Source organism: Paenibacillus sp. JT22N1, assembly GCF_059692155.1.
The window spans coordinates 297669-320576 of record NZ_JCAUAW010000010.1 but is presented as its reverse complement, the minus strand read 5'-3'; the positions used below and the strand labels follow the sequence as shown (position 1 = coordinate 320576).

The following is a 22908-nucleotide window of genomic DNA, read 5'->3' as shown; positions in this document are numbered from 1 at the left end:
GAGGGGATAAGCGCTGAAAGCATCTAAGCGCGAAGCCCCCCTCAAGATGAGATTTCCCAGTATGTAAGACCCCTTGTAGACGACGAGGTTGATAGGTTCGAGGTGGAAGTGTAGCAATGCATGCAGCTGACGAATACTAATCGGTCGAGGGCTTAACCAAAATTCCTAAGTAGTCTAACTTTACGTAAGTTTCGTATCTAGTTTTCAAGGAATAAATCCTTGAAGTAAACATTGTTTCTATTCCCTGATAGCTCAGTTGGTAGAGCACTCGACTGTTAATCGAGTTGTCACAGGTTCGAGTCCTGTTCGGGGAGCCATATGGAGAGGTGTCCGAGCTGGCCGAAGGAGCACGATTGGAAATCGTGTAGGCGTCACAAGCGTCTCGAGGGTTCGAATCCCTCTCTCTCCGCCACTATCTTTCTAGTAAGGCCCGTTGGTCAAGTGGTTAAGACACCTCCCTTTCACGGAGGTAACAGGGGTTCGAGTCCCCTACGGGTCACCACCAATTATCTAGTTCTATCCCATGGAGGCTTAGCTCAGCTGGGAGAGCATCTGCCTTACAAGCAGAGGGTCGGCGGTTCGATCCCGTCAGCCTCCACCATGATTCCTTAAGCAAGACTTGCTTTACTGGGATTCATCAGATATGCTTAATGACGCGGGGTGGAGCAGCCCGGTAGCTCGTCGGGCTCATAACCCGAAGGCCGCAGGTTCAAATCCTGCCCCCGCAACCAATCTTCTTATAGAAGATATTGTACTTAGCATGGAGCTGTGGTGTAGTGGCCTAACATGCCTGCCTGTCACGCAGGAGACCGCGGGTTCGAATCCCGTCAGCTCCGCCATTTTTTTGAAAATTAAGTAAGGCTTTGTAGCTCAGTCGGTAGAGCAGAGGACTGAAAATCCTCGTGTCGGCGGTTCGATTCCGTCCAAAGCCACCATTTCTTAATTAAATAAGCCGTTGTAGCTCAACTGGTAGAGCAACTGACTTGTAATCAGTAGGTTGGGGGTTCAAGTCCTCTCGACGGCACCATTGCTTTGTGGAGGCTTAGTGAAGTGGCTAAACACGGCAGACTGTAAATCTGCTCTCTTCGAGTTCGGTGGTTCGAATCCATCAGCCTCCATTTACTTTTTCTAGGGGCATAGTTTAAGGGTAGAACAAAGGTCTCCAAAACCTTTGGTGTGGGTTCAATTCCTGCTGCCCCTGCCAAAAAAGTAAGAAACTTAATATTGTGGCGGTCGTGGCGAAGGGGTTAACGCACTGGTTTGTGGATCCAGCATTCGCGGGTTCAAGTCCCGTCGTCCGCCCATTATTACCCAAGTAACATAATGGGGATTAGCCAAGCGGTAAGGCAACGGACTTTGACTCCGTCATGCCAAGGTTCAAATCCTTGATCCCCAGTTTTATATGCGGAAGTGGCTCAGCGGTAGAGCATCGCCTTGCCAAGGCGAGGGTCGCGGGTTCGATCCCCGTCTTCCGCTCCATTATTACTAAGGCGCCATAGCCAAGTGGTAAGGCAGAGCTCTGCAAAAGCTTTACCCCCAGTTCGAATCTGGGTGGCGCCTCCACATTTATTAGCCGGAGTGGCGGAATCGGCAGACGCACAGGACTTAAAATCCTGCGGTAGGTGACTACCGTACCAGTTCAAGTCTGGTCTTCGGCACCATTATCTTTACAACTTCATATGCCGGCATGGCGGAATGGCAGACGCGCTCGACTCAAAATCGAGTCCGAAAGGGTGGAGGTTCGAGTCCTCTTGCCGGTATAACGAATAGAAAAAGCTCATGAAATCTAATGATTTCATGAGCTTTTTCTATTGCTTCCTTACCTAATATCAACCTGAAATGATATCAGTTGCGTTAGACACGATTATTGCATTAAAACAAAAATAGTTGGATGAATTCTTAGCACTTAGCAACTGCCTAAAAAAAGTACGACATAAAAATGATAATCACGTATGTAGAAGGAGCCAGGTTCAAATGAACCGAAGCTCCTTTTTTAGCAATATCCCTAGTGATTCATGATTACCAAGCGAAAGTCATAGTTACGATTACAAGCAAGATGAACAATACGAGAACAACAGCGGAAGAGGTTCCATGTCCATATCCAACACCAGCACCAGTAGCAACACCCATTTATGTCACCCCCCATCTGAAGGAATGCTCTCTGTGAAATCGGATGAGAGACAATATTATCCTATGGGGAGAGAGGATAATTTGATTGGGTATTTAGCCTAAAAGACATTGAAACAGCGCTTTTAGGCGAGCGCCTTTTTTCCAAAAATGGTTCAAGAATCTGAACATGAGGCCGCAGCCTCCCATATGGTAGAAAAGAGAATGATATGCCATTGTGGAGGTGTAAGTGTTATCGAGTACTTAGATATGTTAGCCAAATTAGGAGTGGGCAATGCGCATCCCGGGGGTTTCGGAGAAACGATTGAGCAATTGAAGAAGTATCCCATTGAAAAAGGGAAGCGCGTGCTAGAAGTCGGATGCGGGACTGGAAGAACGGCATGTTTCCTGGCCGAGCAAGGCTGTGAAGTAACAGCGGTCGATATTCGTCCGGAAATGATTGCGAAAGCGATCATAAGAGCAGAGAAGCAAGGGGTACAGGTGCAATTCATGGTTGGGGATGTATGCCAATTACCCTTTGAAGATCATACTTTTGATGTTGTGATGGTGGAGTCAGTGACTAATTTTGCAGATGCTCAGAAAGCTGTATCCGAGTATTATAGGGTGCTTAAATCTGAAGGTAAGCTTTATGACCGAGAAGTCATCCGAATCAAAGAGATGTCACCAGGAATTCACAGGGCTCTGTGCAGCTTCTATGGGGTAAATAAAATATATAGTATGGATGAATGGCGGGAGCTGTTAGAAAAGAGCAAGTTTGACCCCGTGGACTTCTCAGGGGTACATCCTTTTCCGCTAACGATGTTCGAAGATCAAGTTCAACATCCAGATCCTGTTCACTTGTCTGATAAGCAGTCATTTATGGATCCGCGGATTTGGCAAGTCACTGCAAAATACGATGAGCTCGTCAATAAATACCATCCATATATGGGCTATACCCTCATGATTGGATCGAAGGAATAAGGGGAAGACAAGGAAGGATTTTGGCTTCCCAATGGCGAAATATATGAGAAAGATTATCATTGGGGGCTGCTTCTTTGAACGTAGATGTCATAACGGAACGAATTCCGAATCGTAAGGCGAAAGAAATCTATGAGCGAATTTGTCGTCAAACAACGGTTTCCAAAACGGAGTTGTTAGAGCAAAGTGGGATGACGGTATCTACGTTGACGCGTCTTTTGGAGGAACTGACGGTTCAAGGACTTATCCTTGAATCTGGTTTCGGTGCTTCAACAGGAGGGCGTAGGCCGATTCTATATGAAAAGAATCCGGCCTATGCTTATGTATTTGGTTTGGAAATATCCAGAACGTTGTCCAAGCTTGTCCTTGTCGATCTGGGAATGAAGAAATTGGATTCGCGGAGCTGGTCAATGACAGCTGAGATGACGCCGGATCTGCTGATTCGTCTAATCGTGGACGAAGTACAAAGAATGTTATCCACACACAATATTAATTCTTCCTCCGTGCTTGGTATAGGGATTGGTGCGGTTGGTCCTGTGGATCGCTTGTCCGGGACTATCTTAGAGCCGTCCTATTTTCCAGCAAAAGGATGGAGAAATGTTGAGATTTGCAGGCAGTTAACGGGAGAACTAGGTATTCCCGCATTGCTGGATAATGGAGCTAACACGGCCATCCTAGCTGAATCATGGCATCAACGTACACAGAGCTTTAAGCATCTGCTCTATATTCATGCTGGAATTGGTTTGCGCTCCTCCATGGTTTCGGAAGGAAAGGTTATTTATGGTGCCGTCGATATGGAAGGCTCAGTGGGTCAAATGATTATTCAAACGGATGGTGTTCCCCACCGTAATACGTCAGGCAACTATGGAGCATTGGAGTCGTATGCTTCTTTATATGCCATCGAGAAGGCGGCTCGATCGGCATTAAAGCAGGGTCGATCCACGGTGTTGTCTCATTTGGTTGATGACCCAGAGCAGGTCACGTACCTGCATGTTTTGGAGGCGCTCAAAAAAAATGATCCCCTAGTTGTGGAGATCATCATGGAGGCTGCCACTTATTTTGGCATTGGACTAGCTAACTTGCTAAATATTTTACACCCCGAGAAGGTAATCTTAGGGGGGCCGTTAATTGCGGGAGGGGAGTTGTTTTTCCAAACCGCTACGCAGGTAGCGATTCGGAAGACATACTACTACCCCGCTTATCAGGTTGTCTTCAGCAAAGGGCAGCTTGGCGAAGAAGCTTTAGCAATTGGTGCAGCCGTGATGGTCATGGACCAACTGGTTAGGCTTTAATGCTCTTCAGAAAATCAATCAGCAGCGCATTGAAAGCTTCCGGTTTTTCCATCGGCGTCAAATGGGAGGCAGCCGGTATGACATGATAGCTGGCGCCAGTAATCTGGTCGGCCATTTTCTTCATGACATCCGGAGGCGCGATCGGGTCTTGTTCGCCAGCGATGACGAGAGTTGGCACCGAAATAGAGCTAAGTAAGTCTACAGAGTCTTCGCGGAATGCCATAGCAAGACAAGCATGGACAAGTCCCTCAGCTGGCATCGATTCCATCACCATACTCAAGGTATCGACTAGCTTAGGATGATCTTGCTTCGATGGTTCTGTAATAAGTTTGGGCAGCATGGCGTCTCTTGCCACCACGGACCCTTTCTCATAGAGAGAGACTGCCATGTTTAATCGATTCTTACGAGCCTCTTGTCCATCAGCTTCAGGACGAGTGTTGGCCAATATAAGACCTGTAAAACGTTTTGGAGATTTACGTAGAAGTGCAAAAGCCACATAACCACCCATGGAGAAGCCGCCAAGTGCGGCTTTTTCTATACCCATTTTATCCATTAAAGTTAAAATGTCATTGGCATATTGGTCTATCGAAATATTCGATTTGGGTACATCAGACTGGCCCATGCCACGTAAATCAGGTGTAATGACACGATAGTTCGCTGACAAAGCGTCTATCTGCGATTGCCACATGCGATGATCCAATGGAAAGCCGTGCAGTAAAATAACAGGTGCTCCATGCCCTTTTTCTTCGACGAACTGTTCGGCTCCGTTAATATGATGTTTCAAAGTCCTTCACTCTCCATTAGATAAATTTACCACGCATAAAGTCCTAATTTGTCACCCAATCGTAGTTCGAAGGGCATAAAATAGGGAAAATTATCGAAAAAGTTATGTCTTCATACTTTCATTATGGTTAACTCATACTTCTTTAACATTTCGTTGGTATTCTCTTATTATACCTTTAGTTAGTAACCATTAACAGGCAGAACGAAACATTCATTTTACGAAGTGGGGTTATTAATATGACTAAAAAACCTTGGTCCACACATGAATTGGACAAGTTGATTCGCCTTTCCTCTGAATGTCCTCCAGTTGTAATTGCCAGAGAACTATCTCGTCCCGTAACTTCTGTACGCAAAAAAATGCGCGAAATTGGAGTAAGTTATGTAACCGGGGAGCAGTGGAAAAAAAGTCAAATTCAGTATCTCATTTCGGATGAGGGCACGACGTATAAAAATAAACATAACCTCACACAAGCACCCAAAGAAAATGAATTCGAATCTCCTGTTCTAGACGAATTCTGGACAACACTCGTGAAAATGGCCAGAGTCGCGAAAAAGAGGGGGAAAAGAGTAGATGTCCTCTCGTTTATCGATACATACCGCAAAATTCGTATTGGCGGATAATTACATAGGTAATCATTCATAAAAGGTGAAAATCCGTTATAACGAGATTTTACCTTTTTCTTTTGCTCAAATAGCCCTAAACTGAGAAGACCAATAACATCTAGGAGGTCGTATGCACAGGATTCCATTGTTTTCACTGATTAACAAGTATGATACAGCGATATGGGTTCGAGTTGTTGGAACGATTCTAACTTCATTAGCCGGATTCATGATGAGACCTTATTTGGTATATTATTTGTATGACAAGCTGGATGGTTCTATTTTCTTATCTATGTTGATTATCGGATTGCAGCCGTTATGCGGAATTTTCGTGAATTTGTATGCAGGCAGCTTGAGCGATCGTTATGGACGGAAGCCGATGATGTTGGCTGCGCTTATTATCCAAGCTTTTGCCATTGGCGGTTATATGTTTGCCAGTCACGTTTGGGAATTTGCTGTCATTTCGATCATTAACGGCATTGGCCATGCTATGTTTGGACCAGCAGCTAATGCACAGATTGCGGATGTTGTCCCGCAGGAGAAGCGCGCTGAAGTATTTGCTCTGCTGCACACAGCATTAAATATGGGTTCAGCATTTGGACCGCTGATTGGACTGCTTTTATTCACCTGGAATCCGACAATTATATTCTTGACTTGCGCGGTTGCTCTCTTTGCATACGCAGGGTTGGTCGTCTTGAAGGTTCCAGAGACAATGCCTGTGAAGAGCGCCGCGGAGCAGGAATTATCTAAGACAAAGCCGAAAATCAGATGGCGGGATCATAAGCCGCTCCTTTGGATAACGCTTCTAGCGATACCGGTATCGCTGTTATATGCTCAAGTGGAGTCTACGTTCCCACTGCATTTACAGCAGCATTTCGAGAATTATAAGACTGTTTTTGCTACCATTATTACCTTCAATGGATGTGTCGTTATTGCACTGCAAATATGGATTGCCAAGCGTACAGAGCACGTTTCCGCCTATTTGGTAGTCGCAGCATCCTATCTGTTGTTTGCGATTGTGTCAGTTGGTTATGGATTTGTACCTATCTTTGCCATACTCCTTTTTGTTGAACTTTTATTTACCATTGGTGAAATGTTAAATGGTCCTCATATTCAGAAGGTAATCTCCGTTATTGCTCCAGAGGAGCATAGAGGTTGGTATTTCTCAGTGTTCGGTATGAATTGGCAGCTATCGCGCGCCATTGGCCCCATTCTGGGAGGCTTGTTATTCAGCCACTTTGGCGGGAAGATTATGTTCGCCGTCTTAGCTGCCATCATTCTTATAGCCGGTATTGCTCAGACACGATATATTCGAAGTCTTAATCACAACAAAGAGGAGCCTATTATCGAGGCTGCTTTGCAAACCTAAAGGAATGAAGCTCCCCGCAATTTGGGGAGCTTTAATACTTTTGTAATACATACGTAAGCTTCATTTCATTGCTCTGCGGTATAATAGAATGAATGCTTGAGGAGGTATGCCGTATGGGTTCACTCGTTCTCGTGGTGGATGATGAAACGAATATTATTGATGTGTGCACCGTCTATTTGCAGCGAGAGGGGTACCAGGTTATTTCGGCGGTGAGTGGCGACGAAGCCATCCGCTTATGGCGGCTGCATAACCCGCAGCTGATTGTTCTTGACCTCATGATGCCGGGCAAAAACGGTTGGCAAGTGTGCGAAGAAATTCGCAACGAGCAGGACGTGCCCATCATCATGTTGACGGCTCGAGGCGATGAAATGGATCGCCTCATGGGGTTAACGATGGGCGCAGACGACTACTTGACGAAGCCATTCTCGCCGCGCGAGCTGGTGCTGCGAGTGAAAGCAATTTTGCGTAGGCAGCAGCGCGGCCATGCGGATGCTGTTAACGGTGCGGGCGCTGCGCCACCTGCGCATATCATGAAGTTTCCGGGGCTAGAGCTTAATGCACTGCACCGGAGTGTTCGGGTGAACGGGAAGGAAATTGAGCTGACCGTTAAAGAATTTGAACTGCTGCACTTGTTTGCAGGGCATCCAGAGCAAGTATTTTCACGCAATCAGCTCCTAAGTAAGGTTTGGGATATCGACTATTATGGCGATACAACAACGGTCACTGTCCACATTCGCAGGCTGAGAGAGAAGATCGAGCCCATTCCCTCTGAGCCGCGATATATTAAGACTGTATGGGGTATTGGCTATAAATTTGAGGGTAGGAAGCCATCATGAAGCTTCGTATTTATTTACTCATCGCGAGTGGGGTGAGTACGAGTATTATTTTGCTCACCTTGTTTATATGCTATCGATATATGTTATTGAACTGGAAAGACGTCGTCCTGTTGACGACGGTAACTCTTGGCGCAGCGAGTGTATCGATGCTCATACATTACTTCATGACCCGCCCCCTTGAGAAAGCCATTCATGCGATTACGGAGGAAACGACGCATATTTCGGAAGGGCATTTTGAGGGACAAGTGCCTCAGATTGGACCTGCTGAATTTCAAAAACTGGCAGAACAATTCAATCGAATGACGGGCAAGCTGAATGAAAGCTTTCAGAAATTGCGAACGGCTGAGGCATCCCGCAAAGAACTCGTAGCGAATGTTTCACACGATTTGAGGACCCCAATGGCGTCCATTCAAGCATTCGTAGAAGCTTTGCAGGATGATGTCATTCAAGATAAAGAAACGTTTGAACGGTATCTACAAACCATCCGGCTTGAAACAGGACGATTAGACGGACTAATTCAAGAATTATTTAAGCTATCGCAGCTGGATGCTGGAGGAACTGAATTTGCACCTGAACGGTACCATGTCGATCATTTACTGCTAGACGGCTTGCAAAGCTTGGCTTTTCAGTTGGAGGAAAAACAGCTGCAAGTGGACGTCGACATGCCTGATCGATTGCCACCGGTGGCGATTATGCCCCAGGAAATGAAGCGGGTTCTTTCTAACATTCTGGATAACGCTATACGGCATTCACCTGTCGGTGGGACTATTGAAATTAAGGTTGAACAGATCTCAGAGCAGTATGTACAGCTTTATATTCAGGATCATGGTCAAGGGATCGATGAAGAGGATAGCAGTAAGATTTTCGATCGCTTCTATCGTGCCGATCCGTCAAGAACTCGGGCAAGCGGAGGCGCAGGCCTCGGACTTGCGATTGCCAAATCGATTGTTCACCTGCATGGAGGAACGATTGGCGTTGATAGTCATACGGGTGATAAAGGGCAGGGGAGCCGATTTTGGTTTACGTTGCCGATTTATTAGTGGGGTATGAGGCTGGAAGTATAGACTGTGCAACGTATATGGACCGCAAGAGGGATTTTCCCTTCTTGTGGTTTTTTTGCGCGGGTGGGGGTTTTCTTTTGATTCTAGGCGCAGGGGAGGTGGGGCAGATTAGGATGACTGTATGATTGCTTTTTCTGTTTATAGACGGGGATTGTTGTACAACGTGCAACAATTCCCTTGGATTCTACCTTCTTAGCCAGAGATGTTGTATGTTGTACAACAATTTAAGCTTAATTCACACTAAAAGGCCACTTTGGGGCAAAAATGTTGCATTTTATGCAACATTCGCTGAGTTAACGCTTGATTTGATTGACTATTGTTGTACTTCATACAACTTTGCTTGTGTCTGGGCACCGTGTTCTGGGGGGGATATGAGAGGGTGTTTATCATCGTGACTTAGGTCACCATCGGGTCATGACCTTGCTCACCTTACAATCTTTTTGCGACAGGCTAGAATGAATGCAAGATGGAAGAAGAAGGATGGTAGAGGCTGGAATGTGGCAAGGAGGATAGAGGAAGTGAGAGGCTATAATGAGGTGATAAGTAAGGCGGAGGTCTGAGGGTAGAATGGGTATGGAAGAAGAAGAAGAAGAAGAAGAAGAAGAAGAAGAAGAAGAAGGTGAGGCTTGAATTTGGTGAGAAGGAAGGCGGGAGTGGGAGGATAGAATGAAGATAGGAAGATAAAGGAGTGAGAGGCTGGAATTAGGGGAGAGAGAAGACGGTAGTGTGAAGCTGGAATGTGGCAAGCAAGGAAGAAGAAGAAGCAGAAGAAATGGAGGGGCTAGAATTAGGCAAAGAGGTTGGAGGGAGTTAAAGGTTAGAATCAGGCGAGAAGGAAGAACAAGGATACCACAGGCTGAAATAAAGCAAAAGAGTAAGATTAGCGAGCGTGATGCTTGGATTAGGCAAAAAGGAAAAAAAGAAGGGAGCTGGTGGTAATGTTGTTGTTCTTACACGTTTTAGGGGCTGTATTGTTTCTAGGGAATATTGTGACCGCTGCTTTTTGGAAAGTTCGGGCTCATTATGGGAAGCAAGATCTTAATACCATTCATTTCACGGTTAAAAATATTATGTTAGCAGACTATGTGTTCACTGTACCTGGTATTCTGCTGCTTCTGATTCCGGGGCATATGATGGCCTTTCGATTAGGCTATTCCCTCTTAGAATGGAATTGGGTGACGGCATCATTAGTTTTATTTTCGCTGTCTGGGTTATTGTGGTTGGGCATTTTATTGCCTCTGCAAAGAAAAATGATCCGCTTTAGTGAAGAATCACTGCGATTAGGGGAGCAAACGAAAGCGTATCGGCAGGTATCGAGGAAATGGGATATTTACGGGACAATAGGTACAATTTTGCCTCTGATTTCGCTAATTTTAATGATTTGGAAGCCTGGCATGTAATGGTGCTGGGCTTTTTTTGTTAGGTTGATAGCAATGCGAATATTAGCGAATTTGTAAGCCTTTTTTAATATTTATACGTTATGATAAGAATAACGTAAAGATCGTAAATGAATGAAGGTGGTGACGGTATGGATTCAAAAAGAGGATGGCTGAAGCAATCTTTTGGGAAGCGATTGAATGCGATTCATAGCTGGAATGCGTGGATTTTGCTGCTGCTAACTGTGACTGGCATCGTGCTGAGTATAGGAGCGATTAGGGGAGATCTAGGGAGCTTCCGTGTAACGATTAAGCAGCTTCACATTTACTTGGGTGTCGCATCGATTCTACTCATCGCGCTTTACGCGCCGATGATTCGTAAGCATTGGCACCAGATTCGCGCGCGCCGCAATCAACGCGCGAATCTGGTGTTCGTCCTTGCGCTCCTGATCGGCTGGGCCGGATCAGGGGTGATCTTGTGGCAGTTCCGCAATCTGCCACCGGCTTTGAACAATTCGGCACTCTTCGTGCATGACCTGCTCACCTGGGTCGGAGTGCCGTATGCCGTGTACCACGCCATCTCGCGCAGCAGATGGCTCAAGCGCCAGCAGCGGCTTGATCAAGCCGCTGCCACGGCAAGACCGCCCGCTGAGCAGGCGGTCCAAACCCCAGCCGCCGCCAGCGCTATCGCTGCGGCACCGAACCATGCCCCCGTGGCGACAGAGGACGCCACGGCAAGGCGCACAGCAGCGCAGGCGGTCATTGCCGCGCTGAAGGAGTCGCCGATCACACGTGCATCGTTCCTGCGGATAGCCGCAGGACTGCTGCTCGTGATCGCGATCGGTCCCGCCTTTTATCGCTGGATAAAAGGCGCATTCGATACCGGCGGCTCTACGACCGCCGAATATATTGCAACCGACGGCAACCGGATGCTTCCGCCGCCGGCTCCACTGCCGGACTCCGCCGCTGTTGTGGGCGGAGGAGCGCAAGGGAATTTCCGTATTTACACCGTCACAGAAATTCCTGCTTTTTCCTCGGATACGTGGAAATTCGCGATATCCGGATTAGTCGATAACCCCAGTGCATGGAACTGGGAAGAGTTCTTGAAGCTGAAGCGGACTGTGCAGGTTAGTGATTTCCACTGTGTGACCGGCTGGTCCGTTTACAAATGTACATGGGAGGGCATCCCGCTTAAGCAATTATTAGCTGCTGCTGGTGTTCAAGCCAAAGGAAAATATGTGAAGTTTTATTCAGGCGATAAGGTATATACAGATGCATTGTCCCTAAGCCAGGCAAACGGGGATGATATTATGGTCGCTGTGCTCATGGATGGTAAGCCCATTCCACAAAAATTAGGTGGACCAGTCCGACTAATCGTTCCGCAAATGTATGCCTACAAATCCGTCAAATGGCTCCAAGGAATCGAGCTCATCGAGAAGGAGCACATGGGCTACTGGGAAGTAAGAGGTTACGATAACGATGCATGGGTAGATAGATCCAAAGCGTGATTTACTTGTACTCACGTAAGTTGGCAACTGACTTTCCAGGAGGATTTTGGTATAGTTAATACTAAAAAACTTGCTCGGAAATGAGGGACATTACGATGGAAGTCGTATCTGTGAACGTTGGTTTACCACAAACAATCATGTATCAAGGGAAAGAGCTGGTTACGGGTATTTATAAATATCCGGTCAGCTCATCTTTGTATGTATCGAAGACACAGTTGGATGGAGATGGGCAAGCGGATTTGACACTGCATGGAGGAGCTGACAAAGCGCTATGTGTGTACCCAGAGGAGCATTACGCACACTGGGAGCAAGTGTTAGGGCAGAAGATGGAAGCAGGCACGTTCGGTGAGAATCTAACGGTACGCGGTCTGCTCGAAGATCAAGTCTGCATTGGTGACACCTACGCTATTGGTGACGTAATCGTACAGGTCTCACAGCCTCGTCAACCTTGTCATAAACTTGCGAAGCGTTTGGATTGGGTGGACGCTGTCCTCCAAGTACAGGAAACCGGCTATACTGGCTACTATTTGAGGGTGCTTACAGAAGGTGTAATCTCTAAGAACACACAAGTGAAGCTTATCTCCAAAGATGAAGCGGGTGTAACTATCGCCTACGCCAACCAAATCAAGTATCACGATAAAGCGAATATTGAAGCTGCTCAGTATATTGCAGACTTACAAGCATTATCGGCAAGTTGGAAACAATCCTTCCTTAAACGGTTGGCGGAGCTTGCAGTATGATCACTGGCGTTATTCTTGCCGGGGGGCTTAATCGCCGTATGGGAGGAAGACTAAAGGCGCTTCTCCCCGTGCAAGGGCAGCCCTTGCTTCTTAAGCAGTTGAAGGAAATGTCGAGCATCTGCAAGCAAGTCATTGTCGTAACTAATGAACCTGAGGTTTTGCTGCCTCACTTGTCTTCGGTTCCCGATATAGACGTACAATGTATCACTGACCATTATGTACAAAAAGGGCCCTTAAGCGGTATTCATGCCGCCTCCCTTGTAGCATCTGAGCAGTATCTGTGGGTTGTGGGCTGTGATATGCCTTTTATTTCTGCCGAAGCGGCAAAGGCAATGGTGATTTTATGCCAAGAAGCTAATTTGGATGCAGTTATTCCTGTATTGGACGGTCGCGTTCATCCTCTCCATGGCATATATTCAAGATTGGTTGGTTCCGAAGCCGAGGTGTTATTAGAGCAAAAGCAGTATCGTTTAATGGGGCTGCTCGATTATATGGATTGGAAGCCTGTAGAGAATGAGTTTTTTGAACGGCAAAACATCCCTACCCATTTCGTAACTAATGTGAATACTCCGGAAGAGTACGACCGAATGTTAGCTAATCTGCCATAGAAGTTGTTTTTCCAGATAGTTCTCGCTAGGGAATCTAGGATTTTGTTATAAATTATGCCATAATGTACATAGAGAGAGGTGAACTCCTATGCCGAAGCTGCTTATGGATCGATTCGGACGGATGCACGATTACTTGCGGATTTCTGTTACAGATCGTTGCAATCTGCGCTGTGTATACTGCATGCCTGAAGAAGGAATGGAATTTGAACCGGATGAAAAGTTATTAACTTTCGAGGAAATTACTGAAGTTGTCCGTGTGCTTGCAGGACTTGGTGTTCGTAAGTTGAGATTAACCGGCGGAGAGCCCCTTGTGCGCAAAAACTTGGAGCAATTGATCGGTATGCTTTCTCAAATTCCCGGAATTGAAGATATTGCTCTGACTACGAATGGGATTTACTTTGCATCGAGGGCTGAAAAGCTTCGTGCAGCAGGGTTAACCCGTGTTAATATTAGCTTGGATTCTTTGAAAGCGGATCGGTTCTCTTTGATAACCAGAGGCGGCGATATTCATCGTGTTATGGCTAGCATTGAAGAAGCTTACCGTGTGGGCATCACCCCGATTAAGCTCAATGTGGTCTTGATGAAAGGCATTAATGATGACGAAATTGAAGACTTTTTGCAAATGACGATTGACCGTCCTATTCAGGTTAGGTTCATCGAATATATGCCAATCGGTCATCAAGACGAAGATTGGAAAAGCCGCTATTTATCCCTGACAACTGTCTTAGATCGCTGTAAAGCGAAAGGGTGGAATGCTTCTGCCTCGGACGCGGTTTATGGAAATGGTCCCTCACAGAACTTTCGAATTGACGGAGCGTTAGGCTCATTTGGCCTCATACATCCGATTAGCGATCATTTCTGTGAGACCTGCAATCGTCTGCGAATAACAGCGGATGGCAATGTGAAGCCATGTCTATACTGGTCGGATGAATTTAATGTAAGAAAATATATTGGAGATGACTCTGCGATGGAAGATTTGTTCTTCCGCGCTTTGGATATCAAACCACAAAATCATGAGATGGCCCAGGCACTGATGAATGAAGAGCAATCCCATACACCAACACTTCGCCGGATGTCGCAAATTGGCGGTTAACGTTAGGAGGAACAGACGCTAGTGAGCAGCGATAGTAAGCTTAAGTTTGGGCGCAAAGTGATTTCGGTTGAGGAAGCACGAAGCCTGCTTTTCGAATATGTTAAACACACACCAATAGAGTCCGTTCCGCTATCCTCCGCTTTCGGTAGAAGACTGGCCGTGGACATAGTTGCCGATCATCCGGTACCTCATTTTCGCAGATCAGGTGTTGACGGGTATGCCGTATGTTCAAAGGATATTGAGCAGGCAACACCAGAAGCTCCTGTTGTTTTGCGGGTTATAGAGCGAATTCCTAGCGGAACGGTTCCTCAGCTTACCATCCAATCTGGTATGGCTGCTCGTATTATGACGGGAGCTCCAGTTCCTGATGGCGCAGATGCTGTCGTTATGCTAGAGATGACGGATTCCCTCCAAGATGCGGGAACGAGCTCCTACCATGTGAGTATCAAAAAAAACATAACCGCTGCAAGCAATATAACCCCAATTGCCGGTGAAATCGGTTTAGGGGATATATTGCTTGAGCAAGGTACACAGATTGGGCCCGGAGAAGCGGCGGTATTAGCCACTTTCGGCTACTCGAATGTATCCGTTTATCGGCAACCAAGGGTTGCCATATTCTCAACAGGTTCTGAGTTATTGAATGTGGCAGAACCGCTGCAGCCTGGACGAATTCGCAACAGCAACAGCTACATGCTGGCGGCGCAGGTGGAAGCTGCTGGTGGATCTGCGGTTATCATGCAGGCGCTTTCGGATGATGTGGCAGAGGTGGAGGCGGCGCTGCAGGAAACTTTCCCCAAAGTCGACTTAGTCCTCACATCCGGCGGTGTTTCCGTTGGCGATTACGACGTCCTTGTTGATGTCTTTGGACGATTTGAGGGCAAGCTGTTGTTCAACAAAGTAGCCATGCGGCCAGGCACTCCCACGAGTGCAGCCCTATGGAACAATCGGTTGCTGTTAGCTTTGTCCGGTAATCCGGGCGCCTCATTCGTTGGTTTTGAACTGTTTGCCAAACCGCTGATTAAAGCGATGGCAGGGTGTCACTCCCCTTATCCGGAAGCGATCACGGCTCAGTTGGATGTTGATTATGATAAAGGCTCCGCTCATCCACGATATGTCAGAGGAACGACTCATGTGGACAACGGTTGTTTGAAGGTTAAGCCATCAGGAATTGATAAGTCCAGTATTATGGTTTCGATCAAAGATGCGGATTGTTTGATTTACTTACCTGCCGGGGGTAAGGGGTTCGTTAGAGACGAACGCGTCCTTATTTATCCTATACAATAAAGATGGCCTACCAATCGCTGAACTTCCGTTAAGAAGTCACCCGATGGTAGGCCATTTTATACGAGATCAATGTGTGAGGTATTTCACTCCATTAGTAGAACGTGGCAAGAATGATGACAAGCAGAACGTACAGGACAAGAACAACTCCTACTGAATTTCCGTATCCTGGAGTTCCACAACCAGCTGCATATGACATTAGTATCCCCTCCGGTGTATATTTTGTAGGATGTTTCACTATACAGCATATGACCGGGGGGCATTCGTTGATTGGACATTTGCCCTGTTATTCATTAATGCGAATGCGTACCCATCGCTACTGCTTTGGTTAATGTGATAGACCAGTCAGCATCATTCCATTTAACATCCCAGCCAAGCAGCTCCGTGATGAAACGAAGCGGAACTTGCGTGCGGACGTCTCTTAATACAACAATCGCTCCGATTTTCTTTTTCATACCGTTAACTTCCATTTCATCTTTATCAACCCAGAAAGTTAATGTATCATTACCTGCTTTGACCCATGCCGTTTGGGTAGCTTGATCCCAAGTCACGTTAGCGCCAATGCCTTCAGCTAGGAAGCGAAGTGGAACATATAAGGGTTAAACCTAATGCAGCAGTTGCTAATGTTTTGATCATTGGTTTCATGATATCGCTCCTTAGATTGTTTTTTTGGCTCTCGGTTATTAGAACGAGGGATGTTTGATTACGGATCACACAAAGCATGAATTATTTTAATTTTTTTTATATCATCCAATACAAGAGATTTTGCGAAGTATATAATAGTGAGGAGGTTTGGGAAAGGGGATCCTTCATGAATGGTACGCGTACCGACCAAGAATTAATGCTGCAAATCGTGGGTAAAGATGCCGATGCGCTTAAATTTCTATATGAAAAGTATGAGAAACCGATCTATGCATTTGCGTATCGAGTCGTCCATGATGCCATGATGGCAGAGGAAGTCGTGCAGGAATTATTTCTGCGAATATGGCATGCTGCGGAACGTTACGATTCTGGACATGGAAAGCTAACAAGCTGGATGTTCACATTAACGCGAAATATCGCCACCGACTTGCTGCGCAAAAAGCAAAATCGAACCTCGGGTCAAACGGCTGAGACAGAACAGTTAAACCGCATTCCAGATATCGGCAAGAGCACCGAGGAAGTTGCTCTAGATGGATGGCGAGGACAAGAGATACGCGAGGCTCTACATGGACTGGGCCCGGATCAAAAGCAAGTATTAGAACTTATTTATTATCAAGGCTATACCCAACAAGAAGTGTCAGATTATCAGGCAATCCCGCTAGGTACTGTCAAAAGTAGAGTACGGCTAGCACTGAAGCAATTAAAAGGACGACTATCAGGTGTTGGGAAGGAGGAACTTCAAGGATGAATAAGCCGGCAAATGGATGTGAGAATCTTGAGATGTATGCAGTAGGTGGGTTAGACCTGGAAGAACGGTCTGAATTTGAACTTCATTTACAAGAATGTGCGGAATGTGCAGCGGAGTTAGCCGAGCTTACCCTTCTTGTCGATCTTCTGCCGATGGCTTCTGAACCCGTGCAAATTCCCGTTGGAATGAAGGATCGTGTATTAGACCACATTTTCAAGGTTGATTCGATGAGTGTGGAAGCTTCCCCGTTACAAGAGTCGCGATTGAATATATTTAAAAAGCAACCGGAAACAGTTCCGTTGGAAGCGGCGAAGGAGAAGGTGTCGCCTGTTGTTCAAATAAAGGTAGACGAAGGATACGTATACGGTAGAAAAAGAGGGACTGCTAAGGGGAATCGGATCAAGCCTTGGATCTACAGTGCTCTATCAGCAGCAGTGCTTATACTTGGGGTATATAGCTATAATTTGCAGCAGGATATCAATGATTTGAAATCGCGTATCGCTCTGCTCGATCGGCCGGCTGAAGCTGTTCAAGTGAATAATGTTGTGGAATTGAGCAGTACGGAAAAGGAAATCGTTGCAAAAGGACTTGCCACGATTGTCATCGATGCGAAGGGGACACATTTGCTCGTTCAAGCGGAGCAATTGCCTGAGCTGAAAAACAATGAGGCTTACCAGGTGTGGTTGATTAAGGGGAAAGAGAACCCGGTGAATGCTGGCACTTTCATGACACATAATGGTACAGGCGGGTTATATTACACCTTTAATCCGAATAATTATGACACGATTGCCATTACGTTAGAGCCCGATGCTCATGGTGTCATGCCCAGAGGAAAGCCAGTGCTAGCAGCTGCTTTGTTAAAAAGCTGATCTATTCTAAATGAGGTGATTTGAGATGAATGAAATTCGTACATTACGACAAGAGGAGCTTCTTGAGAGCTTTTCTCTATCTGAATTTGCTTTTCAATATGAGCTTACCGCCGAGGAAAAGGCAGAGCGGATAGGCTCTACAGATCCTAACCAAGTGTGGGGCTATTTCGTTGGCGGCACTATGGCTGCAAAACTCACCATACTTAACTTTCGAACTTGGATAAACGGGAAGAGCTTCGCGATGGGCGGTATTGCGGGCGTTGCAACATGGCCTGAGTACCGACGTAATGGAATGGTGGGACAACTTCTGGTTCAAGCGCTTAAAGCGATGAGAAAGCAGGGGCAGACAATTTCCTTTCTAGCGCCGTTTAAGTTTGAATTTTATCGTAAATATGGCTGGGAAACATACGTGGATTATTTGAAATACGAAATTCCTGTAGATAAGCTTCCCAAGTTTCAAGCCGCAGAGGGCAGTTTAATCTTACGTGTACCCAAAAGCGAAGAGGTTTTGAATCCAATCTACGCTAAGTTTGCAAAAGCATACAATGGCATGATGGAGCGGGATGCTGACTGGTGGAATAATCGCTATATGAAATTTAAAAAGGGTACAGCTGCCGTATACACGAACGCTCAAGGGGAACAGCGGGGCTATGTATTTTACCAGGTAAAGGACTCGGTGGCGACCATCCATGAGTTGGTTTTTCTTGATGAGGAAGCAAGACGCGGTTTATGGAAATTCATTGCAGATCATGATTCGATGATCACCAAAGTTGAAGTGAAAGCACCTGTAGATGACCAGCTTCCGTTTCTGGTGCACGATCCAAAGTTCAAACAAGAGAAGATTACATATTTCTCGGCGAGAATTGTGGATGTAGAAGCTTTTCTGACGGAGTATGTGTTTGAAGCTCGCGATGCGGCGGAAACCATATATCTACATATTTCAGACAAGCATGCGGATTGGAACGAAGGTGTCTATCGGTTACAGTTTACCGACAATGGGAAGGCGGCCATCGTAGCGAAGTTATCTGAAGATGAAATACCTGCAGAGGAGCAGCTACTTAGCTGTAACATACAGACGTTGACAGCTTTATTCATGGGTTATCAGAAAGCAGGATTCATGGCCCGAATCGAGCGTCTTCAAGGGACTAATGAACTTATTAGCCGGTTGGAAGATGCCATTCCGCGGCGGACAACATATTTGGCAGATTTCTTTTAAAAGATAAAAAAAGACGGTACCTTTGGGAAAACCATAGGGCCGTCTTCAGTTACGAAATCATTTCGGCGAAGTTTCTCTGTCCATTAATACCGAATAAAGTGACTTGATCAAGGGGACCCTAATGGAAATCATTAACAGGAGGGTGTTTCCTTGTATCATTTGTATACTCATAATGATCTGGATGGAGTAGGCTGCGGTATAATAGCTCGATTAGCATTTGGTGAAAAGGTAGAAATTCGATATAACTCTGTCGGAGGGTTGAATCTACAAGTAAAACGCTTTTTGGAAAAACCAAGAAAAAAGAGCTATTTGTTTATTACGGACTTATCCGTGGATGAAACGAATGAACAAGGACTTAACGAGTTTGTGAAATCGGGCGGAAAAGTAAAACTGATTGATCATCATAAAACCTCGCTTCATTTAAACAAATATTCGTGGGGAATGGTTCAGATCGCGTATGAAAATGGAAAACTCGCTTCTGCAACTTCTCTATTTTATGAGTATCTGATCCAGAACGGATTGTTGAAGCCAATGAAGGGATTAGATGAATTCGTCGAATTGGTCCGTCAGTATGATACATGGGAATGGGAACAGAATGAATACATCAAGGCTAAGCGATTAAACGATCTCTTTTATCTAATTTCCATCGAAGAATTTGAGGAAAAAATGGTGGCTCGCATTCAGCAAAGCGAGCACTTTGCATTCGATCCCTTTGAAGAAAAAATTTTGGATATGGAAGAAGAAAAAATCGAACGCTATGTACGAAGAAAAAAGAGAGAAATCATCCACTCCCGAATAGATGATCATCATGTAGGGATCGTTCATGCGGAATCCTATCATTCTGAACTTGGAAACGATCTAGGCAAAGAAAATCCTCATCTGGATTACATCGCAATCATGAATATGGGCGGTAAAAAGATAAGCTTTCGAACGATTCACGATCACATCGACGTCTCGGAAATTGCGGGTCTTTATGGAGGAGGAGGCCATGCGAAAGCTTCCGGTTGCTCTATGACAGAAGAAGCCTATCTATGGTATGTAGCGAAGCCATTTCCGATGGAGCCCATTCGCGCTGATGCGAATAAAAATACATTTAACACGAAAAATTCTGTTTATGGATCACTTTATGAGAATAGAAATGAACAACAAGTGTTTATTTTTCCTTCTGAAGGCAGGTGGGAAGTCGATGTGGATGGGGTCGAATCCAACCAACACTTTTCTACTTTCGAAGAGGCGGAACGTTATGTCAAAAGGGATTATGCAGCTTGGTTAGTTCGGGACGAAACGTATGTTGCATTCCTAATGGAGCATATGGCGGCAAGAAAAACTAAAACCCTCGAGGGTAGTTCAGTCATATAAAGAGCAACGCCAATTCCAGATAACTGGGATAAAATGCAAGCCACCTTCTCATACTAACTATGAGACAATGGAGGTGAATGCTATGCCCAAAAATGACGCCGATCCCAAGCATGACCGCGAAGATAACAAAGCAGATAAGAAAAACAATCAGCAGAATAACGCTAATTTCATGGAAGAAGCTCAAACGCTATCGAGCAACGAGGCACCTGATTACGTCCCAAGTTTAAATGGTATCCCCAAAAATCAAGTTTAAGTAACTGCAGGCTGCTCTTCTCATCACTATATGATGGGAGAGCAGCTTTTCTGGTTTTTCCACCTTAAAATAAAAAAAGCTGATTTCTTGAGAAATAAATCTCAGAAACCAGCTTTTTTGTTTGGAGCCGTTTAATTGGATAGTTTGTACACTTTAATGGTTTGGATACCAAACTTCATCAAAGATTGCTTGGATCCTGGGATAAAGATATCAAGACGCTTGCCTTTGATTGCACCGCCTGTATCTGTTGCGTAAGCATACATGCCGCCTGCAGGTAAGCCGTTGAAATTATAACCTTCTATATAGAGCTTAGATCCTAGAGGAATCACTGTGGGATCTACAGCAACGGTTCCAATACCTAATGGATTACCCATATAATCAAAAGCTCCGTAGCCGCCATTCTCAGATGGATCTGCTGAATAGGCCGTGGATTGAAACAATTCATAATCTGGCGCATGCTTGTTGCCATCTTTACTTAGAATAGCTAATTTGCTGCTAGCATCCCACTGAACGGGAATATCGGATGCTTTGCTTAGAAAACGAAGAGGCACGTAAACGCGTCCATTTTGGAATTCCACATGTGTGTCCATCTCGACACGATTGCTATCGATTTCAGCTTCTTTTTGCCCCGATACTAAGGTGATCGAATGTTTGTTGTTATTTAGCGTGACTTTGATCTCATCGCCTTCTTTTTGCCACTTCACGTCATAACCTAGCTTTTCCGTTACGAAACGAATCGGTACTTGGGTAGCATGATTGTCATCCAGAAAAGGCTGAGCATCCGGAAATTGAACCAGTTCATCATTGACTTGAACTTTCACATCCATCTCAGCGGCATTCGCCGTAAATGGGGAAAGAAAGCCTCCTGCCAACACTGTTAAAGACACAGCAAGGCTAGTTAACCCTTTAGTAATTGTATGCAATTGGTAATCCTCCTTCATGAGCCTTCGAGGTTAGTTGACGGGTTCGGGAAGAAGGTTCTCCCTAGTCTGCTCCGATGAAGAGCAAATATTCACCCCATGTAAATCGTCCCCCGTACCGGCACTTTGTCTGTGCACCGGACTCGGCTTCAAATAGTTTAGCATTCGAGGCTCGGTGGGACAACGACCAAAATATGGATGGAGGTCGTAGTGCGTACTGGACTTAGGTCTAGGTACAAAAACAGTCGCGAGTCCGTTTTGACATATTTCCATTTCCGTTACGATAGAAGCATGAAGAATACGTGAAGGGCGGTAAGCAATATGAGTATGGATCGATCGAAAGGGTTGGCACTAGTTTTGATCACGGCAGGTTTACTTATTTGTCTGCATCAGCTGGGTGGTCATGTTCATTTAATGGGGTTTTTATTCCCGGCAGCTATGCTTGGGTTAGGTTATGTAGGCATTAAGAATGGGAAGAAAATTGGATGGTTTATCGCCGGTTCGGGCGGCTTGATATTGACCATTAAACTATCGGGCTTCATAGCGATTGCGTTCGCAGCATGTTTAGTGGTGTATGGTATTCATTTATTGAAGAAAAGAAATGAATTTTAAATCATAAGAAATTGGGGGTGTGACAACATGAGTATATTGGATCGCATTGGCAAGATGGCAGAAGCTGCATGGCAAGAAACGACCGGCAAACATGATCACCATGAACGGGGGAACAGCGTGATTGAGAAGCTGGAACAGCGCTATCAGGAGGCACTGCAGCGAACAATTGAGCTGCGAAGCCACAGTGTGAACGCGGAGGAGATGGCTCAGCTGCGCGGCGAGCAAGCCGAGTTGGCGATGCGCGCCGGCGATGAAGAGCTCGCGCGGCTAGCGCTGCAAGAGAAGCAGCGCGAGGAAGCCGCTTGCGAGCACTACCGCGCGCAGTACGCGAGCAGCCAGGACGTGTGCCTGGCGCTCGCGGATGAACTGCGCGGGCTGCGTGCAGGGCACGCAGCCGAGGGGGGGCAGCCGCCGAGCAGCGGGCTGCACGAGAAAGAGGCTCGCGACACTTGGCGCGAGCTGGAAGTGACCGGCCGCGAGCTCGGCCGGGAAGCGCTGCAGGGGCTCCGCGAAGCGGGCCGCCTGTCGCAAGAGACGCTGAAGGAAGCCGGCGGCAACCTTCAACAGGAACTGCGCGCGCTGCGCGGCAAGTTCCAGCAGGAGTGGCAGCAGCATCGCTCCAGCGATGACACCGACCCGCGCGGCAAGAAATAGCCGC

The 22908-nt window shown here is 46.1% G+C and carries 23 protein-coding genes, 16 tRNA genes, 1 rRNA gene, 1 pseudogene and 1 riboswitch; of the genes and pseudogenes, 36 read left to right on the top strand and 5 right to left on the bottom strand.

The genetic code is table 11. The features are described from left to right. From AC58UU_RS20755 to AC58UU_RS20675, 17 genes are all read left to right on the top strand, one after another. Positions 1-160 (top strand): 23S ribosomal RNA (locus tag AC58UU_RS20755); the annotation flags it as partial. Between the two features lie 81 nt (positions 161-241). Continuing rightward, positions 242-317: transfer RNA gene (locus tag AC58UU_RS20750), tRNA-Asn, on the top strand. A 3-nt stretch (positions 318-320) separates the two neighbouring features. Beyond that, positions 321-412, top strand: a tRNA-Ser gene (locus AC58UU_RS20745). A 15-nt stretch (positions 413-427) separates the two neighbouring features. Further along, positions 428-502: transfer RNA gene (locus tag AC58UU_RS20740), tRNA-Glu, on the top strand. A gap of 23 nt (positions 503-525) precedes the next feature. Then, positions 526-601 (top strand) — tRNA-Val (locus tag AC58UU_RS20735). Positions 602-654: 53 nt separating this feature from the next. After that, a tRNA-Met gene (locus AC58UU_RS20730) sits at positions 655-731 on the top strand. Positions 732-762: 31 nt separating this feature from the next. Then, positions 763-839, top strand: a tRNA-Asp gene (locus AC58UU_RS20725). 20 nt (positions 840-859) lie between these two features. Next, a tRNA-Phe gene (locus AC58UU_RS20720) sits at positions 860-935 on the top strand. Positions 936-951: 16 nt separating this feature from the next. Then, positions 952-1027: transfer RNA gene (locus AC58UU_RS20715), tRNA-Thr, on the top strand. A gap of 9 nt (positions 1028-1036) precedes the next feature. Next, positions 1037-1118, top strand: a tRNA-Tyr gene (locus AC58UU_RS20710). Positions 1119-1130: 12 nt separating this feature from the next. After that, a tRNA-Trp gene (locus AC58UU_RS20705) sits at positions 1131-1204 on the top strand. Between the two features lie 25 nt (positions 1205-1229). After that, positions 1230-1302 (top strand) — tRNA-His (locus AC58UU_RS20700). Positions 1303-1324: 22 nt separating this feature from the next. Then, a tRNA-Gln gene (locus tag AC58UU_RS20695) sits at positions 1325-1396 on the top strand. A gap of 8 nt (positions 1397-1404) precedes the next feature. After that, positions 1405-1479: transfer RNA gene (locus AC58UU_RS20690), tRNA-Gly, on the top strand. Between the two features lie 10 nt (positions 1480-1489). Then, positions 1490-1563: transfer RNA gene (locus AC58UU_RS20685), tRNA-Cys, on the top strand. Between the two features lie 9 nt (positions 1564-1572). After that, positions 1573-1661 (top strand) — tRNA-Leu (locus AC58UU_RS20680). 20 nt (positions 1662-1681) lie between these two features. Then, positions 1682-1760: transfer RNA gene (locus tag AC58UU_RS20675), tRNA-Leu, on the top strand. Between the two features lie 259 nt (positions 1761-2019). Here AC58UU_RS20675 and AC58UU_RS20670 read toward each other — a convergent pair. Beyond that, the gene (locus AC58UU_RS20670) at positions 2020-2130 is read right to left on the bottom strand and encodes a YjcZ family sporulation protein (protein WP_497318597.1); all 111 of its coding nucleotides are present in this window, start codon (positions 2128-2130) and stop codon (positions 2020-2022) included. A 186-nt stretch (positions 2131-2316) separates the two neighbouring features. Here AC58UU_RS20670 and AC58UU_RS20665 point away from each other — a divergent pair, with 186 nt between their 5' ends. Then, entirely contained in the window at positions 2317-3087 is a 771-nt protein-coding gene (locus tag AC58UU_RS20665) for a class I SAM-dependent methyltransferase (RefSeq protein ID WP_497318596.1), read from the top strand. A 74-nt stretch (positions 3088-3161) separates the two neighbouring features. Further along, positions 3162-4376 (top strand): ROK family protein, encoded by a 1215-nt coding sequence (locus tag AC58UU_RS20660; RefSeq protein ID WP_497318595.1) that lies wholly within the window; start codon positions 3162-3164, stop codon positions 4374-4376. Here AC58UU_RS20660 and AC58UU_RS20655 read toward each other — a convergent pair. Then, entirely contained in the window at positions 4366-5160 is a 795-nt protein-coding gene (locus AC58UU_RS20655; RefSeq protein WP_497318594.1) for an alpha/beta fold hydrolase, read from the bottom strand. The genes AC58UU_RS20660 and AC58UU_RS20655 overlap by 11 nt on opposite strands. 236 nt (positions 5161-5396) lie before the next feature. Here AC58UU_RS20655 and AC58UU_RS20650 point away from each other — a divergent pair, with 236 nt between their 5' ends. The 10 genes from AC58UU_RS20650 (at position 5397) to AC58UU_RS20605 (ending at position 15634) form a co-directional block, all read left to right on the top strand. Further along, positions 5397-5780 (top strand): hypothetical protein, encoded by a 384-nt coding sequence (locus AC58UU_RS20650; RefSeq protein WP_497318593.1) that lies wholly within the window; start codon positions 5397-5399, stop codon positions 5778-5780. 112 nt (positions 5781-5892) lie between these two features. Beyond that, a complete protein-coding gene (locus AC58UU_RS20645) occupies positions 5893-7128 on the top strand; it encodes an MDR family MFS transporter (RefSeq protein ID WP_497318592.1) in 1236 nt (411 codons plus the stop codon). A 113-nt stretch (positions 7129-7241) separates the two neighbouring features. Then, the gene (locus AC58UU_RS20640; protein ID WP_497318591.1) at positions 7242-7964 is read left to right on the top strand and encodes a response regulator transcription factor; all 723 of its coding nucleotides are present in this window, start codon (positions 7242-7244) and stop codon (positions 7962-7964) included. Next, complete coding sequence (locus AC58UU_RS20635; RefSeq protein WP_497318590.1) at positions 7961-9004, top strand: HAMP domain-containing sensor histidine kinase; 1044 nt, start codon at positions 7961-7963, stop codon at positions 9002-9004. Before AC58UU_RS20640 ends, AC58UU_RS20635 begins: the two co-directional genes overlap by 4 nt. A gap of 959 nt (positions 9005-9963) precedes the next feature. Beyond that, positions 9964-10425 (top strand): DUF2269 family protein, encoded by a 462-nt coding sequence (locus AC58UU_RS20630; protein WP_497318589.1) that lies wholly within the window; start codon positions 9964-9966, stop codon positions 10423-10425. A gap of 128 nt (positions 10426-10553) precedes the next feature. Next, on the top strand, positions 10554-11909 hold the full coding sequence (locus AC58UU_RS20625; protein WP_497318588.1) for a molybdopterin-dependent oxidoreductase: 1356 nt from the start codon (positions 10554-10556) through the stop codon (positions 11907-11909). An 80-nt stretch (positions 11910-11989) separates the two neighbouring features. Then, the gene (locus AC58UU_RS20620) at positions 11990-12649 is read left to right on the top strand and encodes an MOSC domain-containing protein (protein WP_497318587.1); all 660 of its coding nucleotides are present in this window, start codon (positions 11990-11992) and stop codon (positions 12647-12649) included. After that, a complete protein-coding gene (mobA, locus tag AC58UU_RS20615; RefSeq protein WP_497318586.1) occupies positions 12646-13257 on the top strand; it encodes a molybdenum cofactor guanylyltransferase in 612 nt (203 codons plus the stop codon). Before AC58UU_RS20620 ends, mobA begins: the two co-directional genes overlap by 4 nt. Before the next feature lie 88 nt (positions 13258-13345). Next, a complete protein-coding gene (gene moaA / locus AC58UU_RS20610; RefSeq protein ID WP_497318585.1) occupies positions 13346-14350 on the top strand; it encodes a GTP 3',8-cyclase MoaA in 1005 nt (334 codons plus the stop codon). 21 nt (positions 14351-14371) lie between these two features. Further along, positions 14372-15634, top strand: coding sequence for a molybdopterin molybdotransferase MoeA (locus tag AC58UU_RS20605; protein WP_497318584.1), 1263 nt, complete (start codon positions 14372-14374; stop codon positions 15632-15634). Positions 15635-15725: 91 nt separating this feature from the next. Here the strand turns inward: AC58UU_RS20605 and AC58UU_RS20600 are convergent, their stop codons facing one another. Together AC58UU_RS20600 and AC58UU_RS20595 are read right to left on the bottom strand one after the other, a co-directional pair. Continuing rightward, positions 15726-15830, bottom strand: a complete 105-nt coding sequence (locus AC58UU_RS20600) for a YjcZ family sporulation protein (RefSeq protein WP_497318583.1) — start codon at positions 15828-15830, stop codon at positions 15726-15728. A gap of 94 nt (positions 15831-15924) precedes the next feature. Next, positions 15925-16215, bottom strand: a pseudogene (locus AC58UU_RS20595) (copper amine oxidase N-terminal domain-containing protein); the annotation flags it as partial. Between the two features lie 227 nt (positions 16216-16442). Between AC58UU_RS20595 and AC58UU_RS20590 the strand changes: the two are divergent. From AC58UU_RS20590 to AC58UU_RS20570, 5 genes are all read left to right on the top strand, one after another. Beyond that, positions 16443-17021, top strand: coding sequence for an RNA polymerase sigma factor (locus AC58UU_RS20590; RefSeq protein ID WP_497318582.1), 579 nt, complete (start codon positions 16443-16445; stop codon positions 17019-17021). Beyond that, positions 17018-17890 (top strand): anti-sigma factor, encoded by an 873-nt coding sequence (locus AC58UU_RS20585; RefSeq protein ID WP_497318581.1) that lies wholly within the window; start codon positions 17018-17020, stop codon positions 17888-17890. Before AC58UU_RS20590 ends, AC58UU_RS20585 begins: the two co-directional genes overlap by 4 nt. 25 nt (positions 17891-17915) lie before the next feature. Further along, positions 17916-19106, top strand: coding sequence for a GNAT family N-acetyltransferase (locus tag AC58UU_RS20580; protein ID WP_497318580.1), 1191 nt, complete (start codon positions 17916-17918; stop codon positions 19104-19106). Positions 19107-19256: 150 nt separating this feature from the next. Continuing rightward, a complete protein-coding gene (locus AC58UU_RS20575) occupies positions 19257-20465 on the top strand; it encodes a DHH family phosphoesterase (protein WP_497318579.1) in 1209 nt (402 codons plus the stop codon). A gap of 82 nt (positions 20466-20547) precedes the next feature. Beyond that, on the top strand, positions 20548-20718 hold the full coding sequence (locus AC58UU_RS20570; RefSeq protein WP_164826793.1) for a hypothetical protein: 171 nt from the start codon (positions 20548-20550) through the stop codon (positions 20716-20718). Positions 20719-20849: 131 nt separating this feature from the next. Here AC58UU_RS20570 and AC58UU_RS20565 read toward each other — a convergent pair whose 3' ends face one another. Further along, positions 20850-21641, bottom strand: a complete 792-nt coding sequence (locus AC58UU_RS20565) for a stalk domain-containing protein (protein ID WP_497318578.1) — start codon at positions 21639-21641, stop codon at positions 20850-20852. A gap of 4 nt (positions 21642-21645) precedes the next feature. Next, a riboswitch (cyclic di-AMP (ydaO/yuaA leader) is annotated at positions 21646-21797 on the bottom strand. A 162-nt stretch (positions 21798-21959) separates the two neighbouring features. Here AC58UU_RS20565 and AC58UU_RS20560 point away from each other — a divergent pair. After that, positions 21960-22250 carry a LiaF transmembrane domain-containing protein gene (locus AC58UU_RS20560; protein WP_497318577.1) on the top strand — a complete coding sequence of 97 codons (291 nt, stop codon included), beginning with the start codon at positions 21960-21962 and terminating at the stop codon, positions 22248-22250. A gap of 27 nt (positions 22251-22277) precedes the next feature. Beyond that, complete coding sequence (locus AC58UU_RS20555) at positions 22278-22904, top strand: PspA/IM30 family protein (RefSeq protein ID WP_497318576.1); 627 nt, start codon at positions 22278-22280, stop codon at positions 22902-22904. Positions 22905-22908 lie beyond the last annotated feature (4 nt).

Coding starts and splice junctions, on each gene's coding strand:
- AC58UU_RS20670 (WP_497318597.1), bottom strand. CDS start 2,130: ATGGGTGTTGCTACTGGTGCTGGTGTTGGATATGGACATGGAACCTCT.
- AC58UU_RS20665 (WP_497318596.1), top strand. CDS start 2,317: ATGGTAGAAAAGAGAATGATATGCCATTGTGGAGGTGTAAGTGTTATC.
- AC58UU_RS20650 (WP_497318593.1), top strand. CDS start 5,397: ATGACTAAAAAACCTTGGTCCACACATGAATTGGACAAGTTGATTCGC.
- AC58UU_RS20645 (WP_497318592.1), top strand. CDS start 5,893: ATGCACAGGATTCCATTGTTTTCACTGATTAACAAGTATGATACAGCG.
- AC58UU_RS20640 (WP_497318591.1), top strand. CDS start 7,242: ATGGGTTCACTCGTTCTCGTGGTGGATGATGAAACGAATATTATTGAT.
- AC58UU_RS20635 (WP_497318590.1), top strand. CDS start 7,961: ATGAAGCTTCGTATTTATTTACTCATCGCGAGTGGGGTGAGTACGAGT.
- AC58UU_RS20630 (WP_497318589.1), top strand. CDS start 9,964: ATGTTGTTGTTCTTACACGTTTTAGGGGCTGTATTGTTTCTAGGGAAT.
- AC58UU_RS20625 (WP_497318588.1), top strand. CDS start 10,554: ATGGATTCAAAAAGAGGATGGCTGAAGCAATCTTTTGGGAAGCGATTG.
- AC58UU_RS20620 (WP_497318587.1), top strand. CDS start 11,990: ATGAGGGACATTACGATGGAAGTCGTATCTGTGAACGTTGGTTTACCA.
- mobA (WP_497318586.1), top strand. CDS start 12,646: ATGATCACTGGCGTTATTCTTGCCGGGGGGCTTAATCGCCGTATGGGA.
- moaA (WP_497318585.1), top strand. CDS start 13,346: ATGCCGAAGCTGCTTATGGATCGATTCGGACGGATGCACGATTACTTG.
- AC58UU_RS20600 (WP_497318583.1), bottom strand. CDS start 15,830: ATGTCATATGCAGCTGGTTGTGGAACTCCAGGATACGGAAATTCAGTA.
- AC58UU_RS20590 (WP_497318582.1), top strand. CDS start 16,443: ATGAATGGTACGCGTACCGACCAAGAATTAATGCTGCAAATCGTGGGT.
- AC58UU_RS20585 (WP_497318581.1), top strand. CDS start 17,018: ATGAATAAGCCGGCAAATGGATGTGAGAATCTTGAGATGTATGCAGTA.
- AC58UU_RS20580 (WP_497318580.1), top strand. CDS start 17,916: ATGAATGAAATTCGTACATTACGACAAGAGGAGCTTCTTGAGAGCTTT.
- AC58UU_RS20570 (WP_164826793.1), top strand. CDS start 20,548: ATGCCCAAAAATGACGCCGATCCCAAGCATGACCGCGAAGATAACAAA.
- AC58UU_RS20560 (WP_497318577.1), top strand. CDS start 21,960: ATGAGTATGGATCGATCGAAAGGGTTGGCACTAGTTTTGATCACGGCA.
- AC58UU_RS20555 (WP_497318576.1), top strand. CDS start 22,278: ATGAGTATATTGGATCGCATTGGCAAGATGGCAGAAGCTGCATGGCAA.